Consider the following 16,621-nt stretch of genomic DNA (forward strand, 5'->3'; position numbering starts at 1 on the left):
TTTGGGATGGCGAATAATCGCACTTCAATTTGCACAAATCAATGCGCTGATATAAGTAACCGTTGTGCGTAAATTATAGCGCTGCCAGGACATCGGGCACTACTGTTGCTCCCAAACTTGGAACGGCACGCGGACAAGTCAAATCTCAAGGGGGTCAAACCGATGAGCAGCAAACCCATCGTCAGAATGGCGGAGCTCGAGATCGATCCGGATAGGCTCGACGCCTATCGCGCCTTGCTCCAGGAAGAAATCGAGGCATCCGTCAGGCTGGAAATCGGCGTCCTTTCTCTGAGTGCTGTTTCCATCCGGGACGCTCCGAACCGGATCCGTGTTCTCGAGGTCTATGCCGACCAGGAGGCATACGAGGCTCATTTGCGGACACCGCATTTCCTCAAATACAAGACCGAGACGGCCGGCATGGTGACATCGCTGACGCTTCTTGACGTCGATCCGATCGCAATGCGGGCCAAGCCATGAACTGGGACGACGTCCGGATTTTCCTCGCCGTCGCCCGCACCGGGCAGATCCTTGCCGCTTCGAAGCGGCTGGGGCTCAACCACGCTACGCTCTCGCGCCGGCTGACCTCGCTTGAGGAGGCGCTGAAAACACGGCTTTTCATCCGCCGCACCAATGGTTGCGAGCTGACGGCCGAAGGCGAAGTGTTCCTGGCGTCCGCCGAGCGGATGGAAACGGAAATGCTCGCAGCCCAGGCCAGCCTCGGCCATACCGATACGGCGATCGCCGGGACGGTGCGCGTCGGCGCGCCTGACGGGTTCGGCGTTTCCTTTCTGGCGCCGCGCATAGGCCGGCTGATCGAGCGTCATCCGGCGCTGAAGATCCAGCTTGTCCCTGTGCCGCGCTCCTTCTCGCTGTCGCAGCGCGAGGCGGATATCGCCATCACGCTGGAGCGGCCCGAACAGGGCCGGCTCGTTTCCTCCAAGCTCACCGACTATACACTCGGGCTCTATGCCTCGCGCGACTATCTCATCTCCCAAGGCACGCCCGGCGATATCGAGGCGTTGAAGGCGCATCCGCGCATCGGTTATGTCGAAGACCTGATCTTCACCGCCTCGCTGAATTTCTCCGGCGAGGTGATGCGAAGCTGGGATGCGGGCTTCGAGATTTCGACGGCGATCGGCCAGACGGAAGCGGTACGTTCAGGCGCCGGCATCGGCATTCTGCACGATTATATCGCCCGGCAATATCCCGAACTCCAGCGCATCCTGCCCGATATCTCGATCCGGCGCGCCTACTGGACGACCTATCACGAAACGGCGCGCGACCTCGTGCGCGTCAGGAGTGTCGTCGATTTCCTCCAGGAACTCGTCAGCGCCGAGCGGCAGATCTTTCTTTAGAACAGGATGTTTTTAGGCCCGGTTGGCCTAAAATCTGAATCCTGTTCTCAATTAAAGAGTTAGAGCATGATGTCGTCCGAAAACCGTTCACACTTTTCGGCATCATGCTCTAGAGCGAACGTGCCTTGCCGGCTCGTCATTCTCATCCGGGTTGGGAACAGGCACCTCGTCAGGCAGCCTGTCCGGCTCGGGTTCCGTGATCGGCGGCACCGGTTTCCAGCCGGGCGCCGGCATCGGCGGCTGATCGGGAATGGGTTCGTTGGGCACGGACATGACCGCCTCCCTTTCATGATGCTGGATTGAACTGACGCTGGGCCGGGGTTACTTGTCCGGCTTCAGCGATTCGGCAGCGCGCATCGGCATGCTGTCGATAATGGCGAAAAGCTCGCCATCGGTGATCGGCTCGCTGACCTTGAGCTTCACCGTGCCGTCCTTGCCGACAAGGAAGGCTGCGAATTCCCCAATCTCAGACGCTTCGAGATCCCGGCGGATCGCCTCGCCGTCAAGACCGTCCGCCGCACCGAAGAGCGGTCGGACAGCTGCGCCTGAGATTTTGAGTACCACCAGATCACGCTCGTCGAGGGCTGAGCGGTCGGCCAAAAGCTGATTTTCCTGCCGGGCCGCGCGGGCATTGTCCTTGTCGGCAAAAACGATGAAGACGCGGTTCTTCCACTGGAATGGGGCGAGGCTTTCGACCGGCGCATAGGCGCTGTTCGTCTCGTCGACTTTGGTCGCGCCGTAGAGAAGGGTTTTCGACATGCATATTCTCCAGTCAACTTGGAGAACGGCCCGAGACGGCATGGGTTCCATCCAATCGATAGGATCCCAGTCTCGGACTCGTGGCAGAAACGTGCCGCGAGTCCGAGCAAAAAATTATGCAAACAGGAAGTCCCAAGACTGAAGGCTTGAAAGAGCAACGTTCTGCAACGTTATGGTGTTGTCGGAATCGGCAGTGATAATTGTATCATTCCCGGATTGCTCGGTTGCCGCAAAAAGCGATTCCCAGTCGGCGAAAATGCTGTGATCGATTGAGATCACGTCATGTGCGGAGCCGGTTGCCAGGAAGTTTGTGATCGTATCATGGCCCCAGTTCGTCAAATAAATGAAGACGTCGGCTGCTACTCCACCAGTGAGGGTATCGTTTCCGGCGCCACCGGTTAGCGTATTGGAACCACTGCCGCCGACGATAACGTTGTTCAGCGCATTCCCTGTTCCGGCAAAGGCCCCAGTGCCGACAAAGCTCAGGTTCTCGACATTGTCGGCAAGCGCATAACTCGCCAGGTTCGTTCGAACCGTGTCGATCCCCTTATCGGCGGCTTCGGTGACGAGGTCGCCGGCATGGTCGACGATGTAGGTGTCGTTGCCGGCTCCGCCGATCAACGTATCAGCGCCAGCCCCGCCATTCAGCGTGTCGTTGCCGGCGCCGCCGGTGATCGTGTTGGCGAGCGCATTGCCGGTGCCGCTGAAGCTGGCGGTTCCCGTATAGGTCAGGTTCTCGACATTGTTGCCGAGCGTATAGCTTGCAAGCGCCGTCCGGACCGTATCCGTCCCCTCGTTCACATTCTCGATCACGATGTCAGTCGCAATATCGACGACGTAGACGTCGTCGCCTATCCCACCCAACATCTTGTCGGCGCCAGTCCCGCCGATCAGGGTGTCGTTGCCCGCAGCCCCCGTGAGGGTGTCAGCGCCAACCCCACCTGTGATAATGTTGTCGAGCAGATTTCCGGTTCCGGCAAAGGCTGCCGTGCCGATGTAGGTGAGGTGCTCGACATTGCTGCCGAGCGTATAGCTCGCCAATGTCGTGCGAACCGTGTCGATCCCCTCATTGGCAGCCTCGGTGACGAGGTCGCCGGCATGGTCGACGATATAGATGTCGTCGCCCGTACCGCCAATCAAACGATCGGCCCCAAGTCCACCATTCAGCACATCGTTGCCAAGACCGCCGGACAGCGTATCGGCGGCAGCGCCACCGGTGATCATGTTGTCGAGATCATTGCCTGTTCCGGCAAAGGCTGCCGTACCGAAGTAGGTGAGGTTCTCGACATTGGCCCCTAGAGTGTAGGCGGCCAATGTCGTCCAAATCGTGTCGATCCCTGCATCGGCCGCTTCGCTGACAAGGTCGCCGGCATTGTCGACGACATAGGCGTCGCCACCCGCCCCGCCGATCAAGCTGTCCGCACCGGCCCCGCCGTTCAGCGTGTCGTTGCCGATACCGCCGGTGATCGTGTTGGCCAGCGCATTGCCGGTGCCGGTGAAGTTGGCCGATCCCGTGTAGGTCAGGTTCTCGACACTGACCAAGGCGGCGATCGAGTAGGCTGCAAGCGCCGTGCGGATTTCGTCGGTGCCGGCGCTGTCCTTGATCACGTCGCTCGCACTGTCGACCACATAGATGTCGTCGCCGGCGCCGCCGTCAAGCGTGTCGTTGCCGGCGCCACCGTCCAGAAGATCGTTGCCGGCGCCGCCGGTGATCTTGTTGGCAAGCGCATTGCCGGTGCCGCTAAAATCGCCGGTGCCGATGAACGTTAGGTTTTCGACATTGGCGATATTGGTCAGCGCATAGACAGAAAGCGCCGTCCTGATCAGATCGGTGCCTTGATTGGCGGCTTCGGTGACCACGTCGCCAACGTTATCGACGATATAGGTGTCGTCGCCGGCTGCGCCGATCAGTATGTCCGCGCCGGCCTTTCCGTCCAGGGTGTCGGCACCTGCCCCGCCCTTGATCATGTTGGCGAGGCTGTTGCCGGTCCCGGTAAAGGCTGCCGTGCCGGTATAGGTGAGGTTCTCGACATCGCTGCCAAGCGTATAGGTCGCCAATGCCGTGCGAACCGTATCGACCCCCTCATCGGCGGCTTCGGTGACGCTGTCGCCGGCATTGTCGACGATGTAGGTGTCGTCGCCCTCACCACCGATCAGGCTGTCCGCACCCACCCCGCCATCAAGCGTGTCGTTGCCGGCGCCGCCGGAAAGCGTATCGCTGGCAGCCCCACCCGTGATCGTGTTGTCGAGATTGTTACCGGTACCAGCGAAAGTCCCTGTGCCGGCAAAGCTCAGGTTCTCGACATTGCCGGCTAGCGTATAGCTCGCCAGGTTCGTGCGAACCGTGTCGATCCCCTCATTGGCAGCTTCAGTGACGATGTCGCCGGCATTATCGACGATATAGGTGTCGTTGCCCGCACCACCGATCAAGATATCCGCACCTGCCCCGCCATTCAGCACATCATTGCCGGCGCCGCCGGTGATCGTGTTGGCGAGCGCATTGCCGGCGCCGCTGAAGCTGGCGGTTCCCGTATAGGTCAGGTTCTCGACATTGTTGCCGAGCGTATAGCCTGCCAGCGCCGTGCGAACCGTGTCGGTCCCCGCATCGGCCGCCTCGGTGACGAGGTCGCCGGCATTGTCGACGACATAGGTGTCGTCGCCCGTCCCGCCGATCAAACGATCGGCCCCGGCTCCGCCATTCAGCGTATCATTGCCGTCGCCGCCGGAAAGCGTATCGCTGGCAGCGCCACCCGTGATCGTGTTGTCGAGGCTATTGCCTATCCCGACAAAGGCTGCCGTGCCGATGTAGGTGAGGTGCTCGACATTGCTGCCGAGCGTATAGCTCGCCAATGTCGTGCGAACCGTGTCGATCCCCTCATTGGCAGCCTCGGTGACGAGGTCGCCGGCATGGTCGACGATATAGATGTCGTCGCCCGTACCGCCAATCAAACGATCGGCCCCAAGTCCACCATTCAGCACATCGTTGCCAAGACCGCCGGACAGCGTATCGGCGGCAGCGCCACCGGTGATCATGTTGTCGAGATCATTGCCTGTTCCGGCAAAGGCTGCCGTACCGAAGTAGGTGAGGTTCTCGACATTGGCCCCTAGAGTGTAGGCGGCCAATGTCGTCCAAATCGTGTCGATCCCTGCATCGGCCGCTTCGCTGACAAGGTCGCCGGCATTGTCGACGACATAGGCGTCGCCACCCGCCCCGCCGATCAAGCTGTCCGCACCGGCCCCGCCGTTCAGCGTGTCGTTGCCGATACCGCCGGTGATCGTGTTGGCCAGCGCATTGCCGGTGCCGGTGAAGTTGGCCGATCCCGTGTAGGTCAGGTTCTCGACACTGACCAAGGCGGCGATCGAGTAGGCTGCAAGCGCCGTGCGGATTTCGTCGGTGCCGGCGCTGTCCTTGATCACGTCGCTCGCACTGTCGACCACATAGATGTCGTCGCCGGCGCCGCCGTCAAGCGTGTCGTTGCCGGCGCCACCGTCCAGAAGATCGTTGCCGGCGCCGCCGGTGATCTTGTTGGCAAGCGCATTGCCGGTGCCGCTAAAATCGCCGGTGCCGATGAACGTTAGGTTTTCGACATTGGCGATATTGGTCAGCGCATAGACAGAAAGCGCCGTCCTGATCAGATCGGTGCCTTGATTGGCGGCTTCGGTGACCACGTCGCCAACGTTATCGACGATATAGGTGTCGTCGCCGGCTGCGCCGATCAGTATGTCCGCGCCGGCCTTTCCGTCCAGGGTGTCGGCACCTGCCCCGCCCTTGATCATGTTGGCGAGGCTGTTGCCGGTCCCGGTAAAGGCTGCCGTGCCGGTATAGGTGAGGTTCTCGACATCGCTGCCAAGCGTATAGGTCGCCAATGCCGTGCGAACCGTATCGACCCCCTCATCGGCGGCTTCGGTGACGCTGTCGCCGGCATTGTCGACGATGTAGGTGTCGTCGCCCTCACCACCGATCAGGCTGTCCGCACCTGCCCCGCCATCAAGCGTGTCATTGCCGGCGTCGCCGGTGATCGTGTTGGCAAGCGCATTGCCGGTGCCGGTGAAGTTGGCGGATCCCGTGTAGGTCAGGTTCTCGACATTGACCAGTGCGGCGATCGAGTAGGCTGCAAGCGCCGTGCGGATTTCATCGGTGCCGGCGCTGACCAGTTCGGTGATCACGTCGCTCGCACTGTCGACGATATAGACGTCGTCGCCGCCGCCGCCTGCCAGCCTGTCGTTGCCGGCGCCGCCGTCAAGTATGTCGTTGCCGGCGCCACCGTTCAGCGTGTCGTTGCCGACGCCGCCGTCAAGTGTGTCGTTGCCGGCACCGCCGGTGATCGTATTGGCGAGACCATTTCCAGTCCCAGCGAAATCGCCGGTGCCAATGAAGGTCAGGCTTTCAACATTATTGGTCAAGGCATAGGAAGAAAGCGTCGTCTTGGTCAGATCGGCTCCTTCATTCGGCCGTTCAGTGACGACGTCGGCAACGTTATCGACAAAATAGGTGTCGTCGCCGGCTGCGCCGATCAATATGTCTGCTCCGGCTTTTCCGTCCAGGGTGTCGGCACCTGCCCCGCCCTTGATCGTGTTGGCGAGGCTATTGCCGGTCCCGGCAAAGGCTGCCGTGCCGCTATAGGTGAGGTTCTCGACATTGCTACCGAGCGTATAGCTTGCCAGTGTCGTGCGAACCGTATCGATCCCTGCGTCGGCGGCTTCGGTGACGAGGTCGCCGGCATTGTCGACGATGTAAGTGTCGTTACCGGCACCACCGAACAGGCTGTCCGCGCCTGCCCCGCCATCCAGCGTGTCATTGCCGGCGCCGCCGGAGAGCGTATCGCTGGCAGCGCCACCCGTGATCGTGTTGTCGAGATTGTTGCCCGTGCCCGCAAACGCCCCAATCCAGCTGTAGATGAGGTACTCGACATTGGCTGCCAATGTGTAGGCCGCCATTGTCGTCTGAACCGTATCGATCCCCTCGTCGACGTTTTCGATGATAGTGTCGCTGTTATCCCAAACGACATAAGTATCGTTGCCAGTCCCACCGATGAGCGTGTCAGTTCCCAAGCCACCGATCAGAGTATCGTTGCCTACCCCACCAGAGAGCGTGTCGTTGCCTGTCCCACCCTTGATTATATTGTCGAGGCTGTTGCCGGTGCCGGTAGAATTGCCGCCGCTTGAGAAGGATAGGTTCTCGACATTGGCGATCCCCGCCAGCGAATAAGTGTTAAGATCGGTCCAGATCGTGTCAACGCCGCCGCCGGCGGCCTCGATCACAACATCGTTGAGACTATCGACAGTATATTGATCGTCGCCCGCACCACCGATCAGCGTGTCGGCACCGGCCTTCCCATCCAGCCGATCAGACCCCGTCCCGCCGGTGATCACATTGTCCGCCGCATTGCCACCACCGGCGAACGTGCCGGTGCCGATATAGGTCAGGTTTTCGACGTTGGCGCCGAGTGTATAACTCCAAACCGTCGTCCGGACCGTGTCCGTCCCCTCATTGGCATTCTCAATGACAGCATCATTGCCGTTGTCGGCGATGTAGACGTCGTCACCCGCCCCGCCCGACATCTTGTCGTTTCCGGCACCGCCGTCGAGCGTGTCATTGCCGGAGTCGCCAGTAAGGGTATCGTTTCCGGCATTGCCCCAGAGTGTATTGTCCGCCTCGTTGCCGACAATGGTATCGTTGGCGGAGCCGGCCCAAACGTTCTCAATCAACGACGCGACATTGTCGTGATAAAGAAGGGCGTTGAAAATGTTGCCGCGGGCATAGCCATCATTCGGCCCGCCGCCCAGATAGGCCAACTGACCCTGGGAGAAGACCGAATACCCCCCTGCATGCAAGTCGATCTTGAGGGCGGTGGTATAAGCGCTCAAATCATAGGTATCGATACCGCCGCCGTCCCAGATTGTTGCGAAAACCCTGTTGGCAGCGGGCGTAATGGCCGCCACCCCATTGACATAGGTGATGCCCTGGTTCGGATTCCACTTGTAGACGGTATCGCCACTGTTCGTCGTATAGTCCGCACCATACATTTCCTGCAGGGCGGCGATGTCGAGCATCATGAAGGTTTGTGGGGCGCCATTTTGCTCATACTTGGCCCCACTCTCATCGTCTCCGATAAATGTGTGGTAGGTCATGATCGTGTATTCGAGCGAGTCGAAGGCGCTTGGAACGACCGTTCCCCCTTCGTGAGCATGTTTCAGCCCGAGCGCGTGACCCAGCTCGTGCGCCAAGGTTTGGCCCGCATAGTTGCCGAACCTCGGGAAGCGATAATCAGCTTCGGTGCCAGCATATCCCGTCCCGAACCAGATATCCCCACCCCGCCCGTCGGCGGCTGGGAAATAGGCTCCCGCCGTATCCAGATAGGGATCCGACGTTTGAGCGAAGCGCACCGTTGCGGTATTCGCGCTTCCGGCCTCAAAGTTGGCGTTCGTGAACCCCTCGACGGAGAAGCCGTCATTTGCCGCACTCCCGTAGGATTGCTCCATAAAGAACAAGGCGTGAGACTGCTGCTGCGAGGATATTGGAGTGAAAGAATAGTACTTTTCATAGTATATATTGACGCCATCATCGACATACGATGACGAGGTGGTAGGAAACGCATAGGTTATCGTTCCGTCCCAGGCGGTGCCGCTGAAGAGCCCGTCAACTTTCGCATCGCCAGTCGTGTTGACGCTCTTCGTCGGAGTAATAAGGTCCGTCATAAAATCCCCGTTTGCCTATTCCACTCGGCCGCGCCTAACACCAATTTCCCTCTGCTTCATAAAAGGGGAAAATTCAACTAAAAGCTTCATTTCTGTTCAGGAATGTTTTTGATCTTGGCAACCACCGCTTATGAAACGCTTCCTCCGCAACCTCTTTCAAGGGCTACAAGACATATTCCAGGATCCTGCGTTCTGCCCGTTCCAACTTCCGCAATTGCTGGCATGACGGCACTTAAATTGACGTTACATTGATGTGCTGAAATTTAGTAAGTCTCAGGTTCGGCGATATCGGCTCCGCATGTTTCGACGCTCCGAAAGCTATCTCCGCCTCTCTTGGGGCGAGGTAGGCTTCGCTGTTCGCATCTTCCGCGACATGCTGGCGTAGGGGATTCTTGTTGGATCGAGTGGCGGATCGTCGCAATTGCGGACCTTGGTGCTATTTGCTGCACATGTAGCTCAGATGGCGCTATCGCACCATATGGGCGGTTGTGCCATTCCAAATGTTCGATTTGATGCGGCAAATAAGCAGCAATTCGCGGTCAGAGCGTCGAGCTCTTGAGGGCGCCGCGCTTCCAAAAGCTTGCGGTTTGCACACTACTTCAGCATCTGCAGTGACAATTCGTTCGAAATAACGTTAGCCGAAAACGACTTGCTCGAAAGCGATCCTACGTGGGGAGATGGTACGGTTGGGGGGTCTCGAACCTCCGACCTCAGGTGCCACAAACCTGCGCTCTAACCAACTGAGCTACAACCGCATAAACCGCGCCGGGCGCGATGGGGGTCACATACGAGGACTTGGCGATGAATTCAAGCCCCATTCCTCGTCAATATACAAAAAGGCTGGACGCGAGGTCCAGCCTTTTGTCTTCGATCGATCTAGACCGATCAGGCAACCTTGAAAGAAGCCATGGCCTTTTCGGCGGCGTCCTTGGAGGGCTTTGCGAGCTTTTCGGCAACCTGCTTGGTGGTTTCCTGGATCGACTTCGCCTGCTCGACGGTGAGCTCGGCCTGCTTGCGGATGAAGGCGGTCTGCAGTTCGAAGAATTCGGCGGCAGACTTGACGCCGAGCAGCGCTTCGAAGTGCGACAGCGAGTTCTCGGAATTGACGCGCAGGATGTCGATCGCCTTGAGGCCGAGCTCGACGCTGCCGGCCTGTGCCGTCTGGACGGTGGCTTCGAGGGTCTTGCCGGCTTCTTCGCCAGCGGTCTTCAGCTTGGCATAGGCGTCCTTCGACTGCTGGGCGCCCTTTTCGGCGAAATCACGGAAGGATTCCGCGAACTTGGACGGGTCGAAAGAAGCGATTGAAAAAACGTCGTCGGTCTTTATGGTAGCCATGGGTCGCATCCTTTGGGCTGAGGCAGTCGCTGCCTGCAATAGTTGGGATGACGCTTATATAAGACATTTCATTGTGCATTGCAACAATTATTGTGCGATGCACAAGACGTTAACCTTGCCGGCCGAAAACCCCCTGCTCTTCTGGACCCGCATGCGCCCCGCAGTTATTAATAAGCCGTTAATTTAAGAAGGCCGACAGCGACAAGGTTCGATCATGCCCGCAGTCCAATATCCGTTCATCGATATCGCCGTGCATGCACGCGTGCGGGAACGCTTTTCGCGCGGTGAGGCGATGGTGCTGTTTTCGGCCGATCTCGCCCGCCTGCTCTGGGCAAATGGTGCGGGCGCCGAACTTTTCGGCCATGCGGCCGTCTATGATCTGCTTGATCAGGGCGTCGACCGCACCGACATCACCTTCCGCCAGTTGGAAACGGCCGCACGCCAGCTTGGCGATATCGGCGACTACAGAAGCCTGATGATCCGCGTCGCCAAGGGCTTCCAGCGTGTGCAGGTGCAGGCGGCGGCCGAACTGATCCGGCTTTCCTCGGGCGAAAAGGCCATGCTGTTTTCGGTGCCGGTCTCGGCAAAGCCGCTGACGTCAGGCGCCTCGGCCGCCCAGATGCTGCAGGGGCTCGATGATCCCGACACCCATATGGCCGTGATCGGCGCCGATGGCGACGTCATCGCCGCCTCGCCGGGCTTTGCCTCGCTCGGCATCTCCCAGCAGACGGCAAAGACCTTGATCAATCTTGCCGGCGCGCATCCCGACCGGCTGGTGAAGCGACCCGTTGCGACCGGCAGAGGCAATCTTCCGGCAGCCGTCGGCAAGCTCAGCGACGAGCCGGCGCTCAACCTGCTCTTTGCCGTGGAGACGGCGATCGGCCATCTCGACCCGATCGACGCAGCCGCGTCCGATCCGATCGATACGCCCCCCCTCGATGCGCCTGGGCTCGACTTGATTGACGCGCCCTCGAATGAAGACGCCGTGTCCCCGGCCGAAGACTTCCGCGACGAGCCGGTTGCCGACACAGGCTTTACCGAAATCATCGACGCGGTCTCCGGGATCGAGGACGTCGAGGAAACGCTCGAGGACATCACCGGCGAAACCGAACTTGCGGCGGAGACGGCAGCGGCATCCGCAGACCAGGTGGCCGACGAAACCGGTTTCGCTGGACAGGCCGAGCCGGAGAGCGACGGCGGCGTGATCGACAGCCGCGCGGATGAGGCCCATGCGCCTGCCGCAATCATCGAAGACGACCTGACCTCCCTCACGCAGACGGTGGAATCGGCGACGACGACCGAACCGCGTGTCGAGGCCGCCGACGCGCCTGTCGAAGAGGCGCCGGCAGCAATATATGAAGAGCCCGTCGTCGTACCGCCCGTGGCCCACCGCGCCTCCCCTGCGCCTGAGCTTGCAGCTGCGCCCGGCTTCGTCTTCAAGCCCAACAGCCGCGCCACGCGCTTTGTCTGGAAGATCGATGCCGAGGGCCGGTTCACCGAGGTCAGCCACGAATTTGCCGAGGCCGTCGGTCCGCATGCATCCGAGATTATCGGTTCCGCCTTCGGCGATGTCGCCGCCCTCTTCAATCTCGATCCCGACGGCAAGCTTGCCGAGGCGCTCGCGCGGCGCGACACATGGTCGGGCAAAACCATCCTCTGGCCGGTCGAAGGCACCAGCCTCGTCGTGCCGGTCGATCTGGCGGCGCTGCCGACCTATACCCGCAACCGCGACTTCGACGGTTTCCGCGGCTTCGGTGTCGTCCGGCTTTCCGATGCGCAGGAAGATCCGCTGGCGCTCGGTCTGACGCTCGGCCCGGATGGGGTCGGCCATGATGCGGCAAGCCTCGGCCCGGTGCCCGAGACGGTCGCCGACGCGGTCCACGATGTGCCGGCAGTGCAGGAGGATGTCGCGAGCGAGCCCACCCTGACCGATGAGGTCGAGGACGAGGCGCTTGCGGTAAGCGAGCCGCGGCTGGAGACGGAGCCGGCGCCTGAGGAGATTGCCGCCGAGCAGGCGCCCATCGAGCCGGAGTCAGGCGAGCCGGAGTCAGGCGAGCCGCTTTTCCAGCCAAGCGCTACGGAAAAAGCGGAAGATCGCGCCGAGGCCGGCGACAAGCCGGCAGCGGAACCTTCGAACGAGCCACCGGCGCTTCGCATTGCCGAAACGCCCAATCGCCGTTTCTCCGACAAGATCGTTCAGCTCCACAACAGCGGCGCCGGACTGACGGCCGCCGAGCAGGCCAATTTCCGCGAGATCGCCAAGCGTCTCGAAGCCTTCGGCGCCAGCAAGGAAGAAGCTGCCGCGCCGGCACGCATAGAACCCACTGTTACCGAACCGGCCAGTTTCGAAGAGGCTTCCGTGGCCGAAGAGTTCGAGGCCGAAACGCCCGTTGCCGACGAGGCGAACGTGCCTTCGCTTGAGGAGATCACGCCGCAGGAAGCGATTTTCGAGAGTGCTGCCGACGCGCAACGCGACGACGACGCCGAGGATGCTGATGTCGTGGACGAAGACGAGGCGACGGAAGGGCTGGAGGAGACGGTCAGCCAGATCGAGGTGCTGACGAGCTTCATCCCGCCGCGCGTCAAGATGACCGACGGGCTTTCGCTGGGAACGGTCGACCAGCTGCCGGTTGCCGTGCTCATCCATGTCGGCGATGCGCTGATCCATGCCAATCCGGAATTCATGCGGCTGACGGGCTACACCTCGCTCGACGCATTGCGCGAAGTCGGCGGCATCGAAGCCCTGCTGCAGCGCCGCGAGCTTGAGGAAAAGGCAGCGGGTTCCGGCACCATGATGCTGGTCAAGGCCGACGACAGCCTGGTTCCGGTGACGGCGCGGCTGCAATCGGTGCGCTGGGAAGACGCCAACGCATTGATGCTGGCGCTGATGCCGGTGGAAGGCAAGGAAAGCAGCCGGTCCGAAGCCCGCCCCGAGCGCATGGTCGAGAAGGTCGCCAAGCTTCAGGTCGAAGTGGAAGAACTGCGCTCGATCCTGGAAACGGCGACCGACGGCGTCGTCGTCATCGGCACCGAGGGCGACATCCGCTCGATGAACCGGTCGGCGAGCGCACTGTTCAATTACGACGAGCAGGAAACGCGCGGCAAACCCTTCGTCATGCTGTTTGCCCATGAAAGCCAGAAGGCGGTGCTCGACTATCTCCACGGCCTCTCCGGCCATGGCGTCGCCAGTGTCTTGAACGACGGGCGCGAAGTGATCGGCCGCGAGGCCGCCGGCGGCTTCGTGCCGCTGTTCATGACAATGGGCCAGCTCACCTCCTCCAACGGCTATTGCGCCGTCATCCGTGACATCACCCAATGGAAGCGCACCGAGGACGAGTTGCGCAACGCCAAGGGCGCGGCCGAAACCGCCAACGCCCACAAGACCGATTTCCTCGCCCGCGTTAGCCACGAGATCCGCACGCCGCTCAACGCCATTATCGGCTTTTCCGACATGATGGCGGGCGAGCGCTTCGGTCCGATCGGCCATCCCCGCTATATCGAATATGCCAACGATATCGGCCGCTCCGGCCGCCATGTGCTGGATATCGTCAACGACCTGCTCGACATTTCGAAGATCGAGGCGGGCGAGATGGATCTCGATTTTGCCGCCGTCGGCCTCAACGAAGCGGTCTCCGAGGCGGTAGCCCTGGTGCAGCCGCAGGCAAACGGCCAGCGCGTCATCATCCGCACGGCGCTGTCGCATGCGGTGCCGGAGGTCGTGGCGGATCTGCGCTCGATCAAGCAGATTGCTTTGAACATCCTGTCGAACGCCATCCGCTTCACGCCATCCGGCGGACAGATCGTCGTTTCCACCTCCTATGAGGCGAATGGCAGCGTCGTGCTGAGGGTGCGCGACACCGGCATCGGCATGACGCGCAGCGAACTCGACCAGGCGATGAAGCCGTTCCGGCAGGTCTCCTCGACCCAATCGCGCCATCGCGGCGACGGCACCGGGCTCGGCCTGCCGCTGACCAAGGCGATGGTCGATGCCAACCGAGCCGTGTTCTCGATCAATTCCGCGCCGAACGAGGGCACGCTGGTCGAGATCACCTTCCCCTCGCAGCGCGTACTGGCCGGTTGAGCATAAAAAAAGGCAGCCGAGGCTGCCTTGAATTTGGTGCTGTTCAACAAGAGCTCAGTCGATCACCATCATCGAAAGCCGGAAGGCTCCAGGCCGCCTCGTTCATATACGGCCCCCAAGTTGGCTTTTACATTTGACAAACCTTTCTTAACGAAAGGTTTCCATGACAGTGCATCGATCCGTGCCAAAAGCTCGTCACTTCCGATCCGCTATCAATCCTTGAGTTCCTCCAATCCGGCAAAGAGCTGCAACGCCTCTGGATTGGCGAGCGCTTCCTGGTTTTTCACCGGCCTGTTGTGAACGACCTCGCGCACCGCAAGCTCGACGATCTTGCCGGATTTGGTGCGGGGGATATCGGCGACCGCGATGATCTTCGCCGGCACATGCCGCGGCGAGGCGCCGGTGCGAATGCGCGTCTTGATCGCCTTGATCAGATCCTCGCTCAGCGTCACGCCGGCGGCAAGCCGGACGAAGAGGATGACACGCACGTCATCGTCCCACTCCTGGCCGATACACAGCGCCTCCGCCACCTCCGCCATCTGTTCCACCTGGTTGTAGATCTCGGCGGTGCCGATGCGCACGCCGCCGGGATTGAGCGTCGCATCCGAACGGCCGTGGATGATCAGGCCGCCATGCTCGGTCCATTCGGCAAAATCGCCGTGGCACCATACATTGTCGAAGCGGTCGAAATAGGCGGCGCGATATTTGGCGCCGTCGGGATCGTTCCAGAACATCACCGGCATCGACGGAAAGGCCTTGGTGCAGACCAGTTCCCCCTTCTCGCCGCGCACCGGCTTACCGTCGTCGTTCCAGACGTCGACCGCAAGGCCGAGACCGGCTCCCTGGATCTCGCCGCGCCAGACCGGCTGCAGCGGATTGCCGAGCACGAAGCAGGAGACGATATCGGTGCCGCCGGAGATCGAGGCAAGCTGCACGTCTTCCTTGATGCCCTCATAGACGAAGCTGAAGCCCTCGGGCGACAGCGGCGAGCCGGTGGAGGTCATCAGCCGCAGGCTGGAAAGATCGTGGCTTGCACGCGGCGTGAGCCCGCTCTTGCGCACCGCATCGATATATTTGGCCGAGGTGCCGAAGATCGCGAAATTCTCGGCCGCGGCATAATCGAACAGCACATTACCGTCCGGGGCAAAGGGCGATCCGTCGAACAGGCAGAGCGTGGCGCCGCTGGCAAGGCCGCTGACGAGCCAGTTCCACATCATCCAGCCGCAGGTGGTGAAGTAGAACAGCTTCTCGCCCGCCTGCAGACCGCAATGCAGCCGCTGCTCCTTGAGATGCTGCAATAACGTGCCGCCGGCCGAATGCACGATGCATTTGGGCACGCCCGTCGTGCCTGAAGAAAACAGGATGTAGAGCGGATGGGCAAAGGCGAGCGGCGTGAACTCGACGTCTCTTGCCTGATAGGACGCGACGAAGGCTTCCAGCGTCGAAGCGCCGGGCGTTGCGCGCGCGACCGCCTCGGCATCGCCGGCATAGTGGATGACGATCGTCGGCACGCCCAGGCTCTTTGCGACCGTGGCGACCTTGGCGCCGACATCCTGCAGCTTGCCGGAATACCAATAGGCATCGCAGGCGATGAACAGCTTCGGGCCGATCTGGCCGAAGCGGTCGAGCACGCCCTGCTCGCCGAAATCGGGAGAGCAGGACGACCAGATGGCGCCGAGCGAGGCAGCGGCCAGCATGGCGGCAACGGTCTCCGGCATGTTCGGCATCATCGCGGCAATACGGTCGCCCTTACCGATGCCCTGCGCCTTGAAGGCCTGCTGCAGCTTAGAGACCAGCGCCCGCAGCCGGTCCCACGACCAGCGGTCCGCGGCCTTGTCCTCGCCGCGGAAGATGATGGCGTCGGCCTCGCCGCGCCCCGAGAGCAGGTTCTCGGCGAAGTTCAGCGTCGCCTCGGGAAAGAAGCGGGCTTCCAGCATGCGGTCGCCGTCGATCAGCACCTCAGCGCCGCGCTCTCCCTTCACACCGCAGAAATCCCAGACGGCCGACCAGAACTTCTCCCGCTCGGCGACCGACCAGGCATGCAGATCATCAAAGCCGGAAAGCGAAAGCCCGAAATCGGCGTTGCAGCGCGCCATGAAGGCATGGATCGGGCTTGTTGCAACGGCGTCCGCCGAGGGCACCCAAAGTGGTCTGTTATCCTGCATTCAATCCTCCTCCCCAATGCCGCCTTTATATCATGCTGCATTGCATTATAAAGTGCGGAACCGACGCGATCCAAGCCTGCGCATTCGAAAGCACGATGCATCGCTTCAAAGTGCCGCGGCGTCTTCAGCACGTCTGAAAAGACGGGCGTCACGGTGGGGGATTTGCATATGCCGGATATTTCCTATATCCGGCGAAATCAGCGCTTAACGGGATAACCGGCTGAATT

The 16,621-nt window shown here is 61.0% G+C and carries 8 protein-coding genes and 1 tRNA gene; 3 read left to right on the forward strand and 6 right to left on the reverse strand.

The features are described from left to right. Window positions 1-162 precede the first annotated feature (162 nt). Both ATY75_RS15825 and ATY75_RS15830 read left to right on the forward strand, forming a co-directional pair. Window positions 163-477 carry a putative quinol monooxygenase gene (locus tag ATY75_RS15825; RefSeq protein WP_088938296.1) on the forward strand — a complete coding sequence of 105 codons (315 nt, stop codon included), beginning with the start codon at window positions 163-165 and terminating at the stop codon, window positions 475-477. Beyond that, window positions 474-1,355 carry a LysR family transcriptional regulator gene (locus ATY75_RS15830; RefSeq protein ID WP_088938297.1) on the forward strand — a complete coding sequence of 294 codons (882 nt, stop codon included), beginning with the start codon at window positions 474-476 and terminating at the stop codon, window positions 1,353-1,355. Before ATY75_RS15825 ends, ATY75_RS15830 begins: the two co-directional genes overlap by 4 nt. A gap of 102 nt (window positions 1,356-1,457) precedes the next feature. Here ATY75_RS15830 and ATY75_RS34620 read toward each other — a convergent pair whose 3' ends face one another. From ATY75_RS34620 to ATY75_RS15855, 5 genes are all read right to left on the reverse strand, one after another. After that, window positions 1,458-1,628, reverse strand: a complete 171-nt coding sequence (locus ATY75_RS34620; protein ID WP_088938298.1) for a hypothetical protein — start codon at window positions 1,626-1,628, stop codon at window positions 1,458-1,460. A 48-nt stretch (window positions 1,629-1,676) separates the two neighbouring features. Further along, window positions 1,677-2,114, reverse strand: a complete 438-nt coding sequence (locus tag ATY75_RS15840) for a DUF4174 domain-containing protein (protein WP_065092099.1) — start codon at window positions 2,112-2,114, stop codon at window positions 1,677-1,679. Window positions 2,115-2,228: 114 nt separating this feature from the next. Next, window positions 2,229-8,813, reverse strand: a complete 6,585-nt coding sequence (locus tag ATY75_RS15845; RefSeq protein ID WP_088938299.1) for a M10 family metallopeptidase C-terminal domain-containing protein — start codon at window positions 8,811-8,813, stop codon at window positions 2,229-2,231. Window positions 8,814-9,491: 678 nt separating this feature from the next. Next, a tRNA-His gene (locus tag ATY75_RS15850) sits at window positions 9,492-9,568 on the reverse strand. Window positions 9,569-9,698: 130 nt separating this feature from the next. Beyond that, entirely contained in the window at window positions 9,699-10,148 is a 450-nt protein-coding gene (locus tag ATY75_RS15855) for a phasin (protein ID WP_049733034.1), read from the reverse strand. A 214-nt stretch (window positions 10,149-10,362) separates the two neighbouring features. Between ATY75_RS15855 and ATY75_RS15860 the strand changes: the two genes are divergently transcribed. Then, window positions 10,363-14,229, forward strand: coding sequence for a PAS domain-containing sensor histidine kinase (locus ATY75_RS15860; protein WP_088938300.1), 3,867 nt, complete (start codon window positions 10,363-10,365; stop codon window positions 14,227-14,229). A gap of 212 nt (window positions 14,230-14,441) precedes the next feature. On the opposite strand, the gene ATY75_RS15865 is transcribed toward ATY75_RS15860, so the two are convergent. Beyond that, window positions 14,442-16,394: an acetoacetate--CoA ligase gene (locus ATY75_RS15865; protein WP_088938301.1), complete on the reverse strand. Its 1,953-nt coding sequence runs from the start codon at window positions 16,392-16,394 to the stop codon at window positions 14,442-14,444. Window positions 16,395-16,621: the final 227 nt, after the last annotated feature.

Origin of the sequence: Rhizobium sp. N122, assembly GCF_002211295.1 — a bacterium.
GTDB lineage: Bacteria > Pseudomonadota > Alphaproteobacteria > Rhizobiales > Rhizobiaceae > Rhizobium.

Coding starts and splice junctions, on each gene's coding strand:
- ATY75_RS15825 (WP_088938296.1), top strand. CDS start 163: ATGAGCAGCAAACCCATCGTCAGAATGGCGGAGCTCGAGATCGATCCG.
- ATY75_RS15830 (WP_088938297.1), top strand. CDS start 474: ATGAACTGGGACGACGTCCGGATTTTCCTCGCCGTCGCCCGCACCGGG.
- ATY75_RS34620 (WP_088938298.1), bottom strand. CDS start 1,628: ATGTCCGTGCCCAACGAACCCATTCCCGATCAGCCGCCGATGCCGGCG.
- ATY75_RS15840 (WP_065092099.1), bottom strand. CDS start 2,114: ATGTCGAAAACCCTTCTCTACGGCGCGACCAAAGTCGACGAGACGAAC.
- ATY75_RS15845 (WP_088938299.1), bottom strand. CDS start 8,813: ATGACGGACCTTATTACTCCGACGAAGAGCGTCAACACGACTGGCGAT.
- ATY75_RS15855 (WP_049733034.1), bottom strand. CDS start 10,148: ATGGCTACCATAAAGACCGACGACGTTTTTTCAATCGCTTCTTTCGAC.
- ATY75_RS15860 (WP_088938300.1), top strand. CDS start 10,363: ATGCCCGCAGTCCAATATCCGTTCATCGATATCGCCGTGCATGCACGC.
- ATY75_RS15865 (WP_088938301.1), bottom strand. CDS start 16,394: ATGCAGGATAACAGACCACTTTGGGTGCCCTCGGCGGACGCCGTTGCA.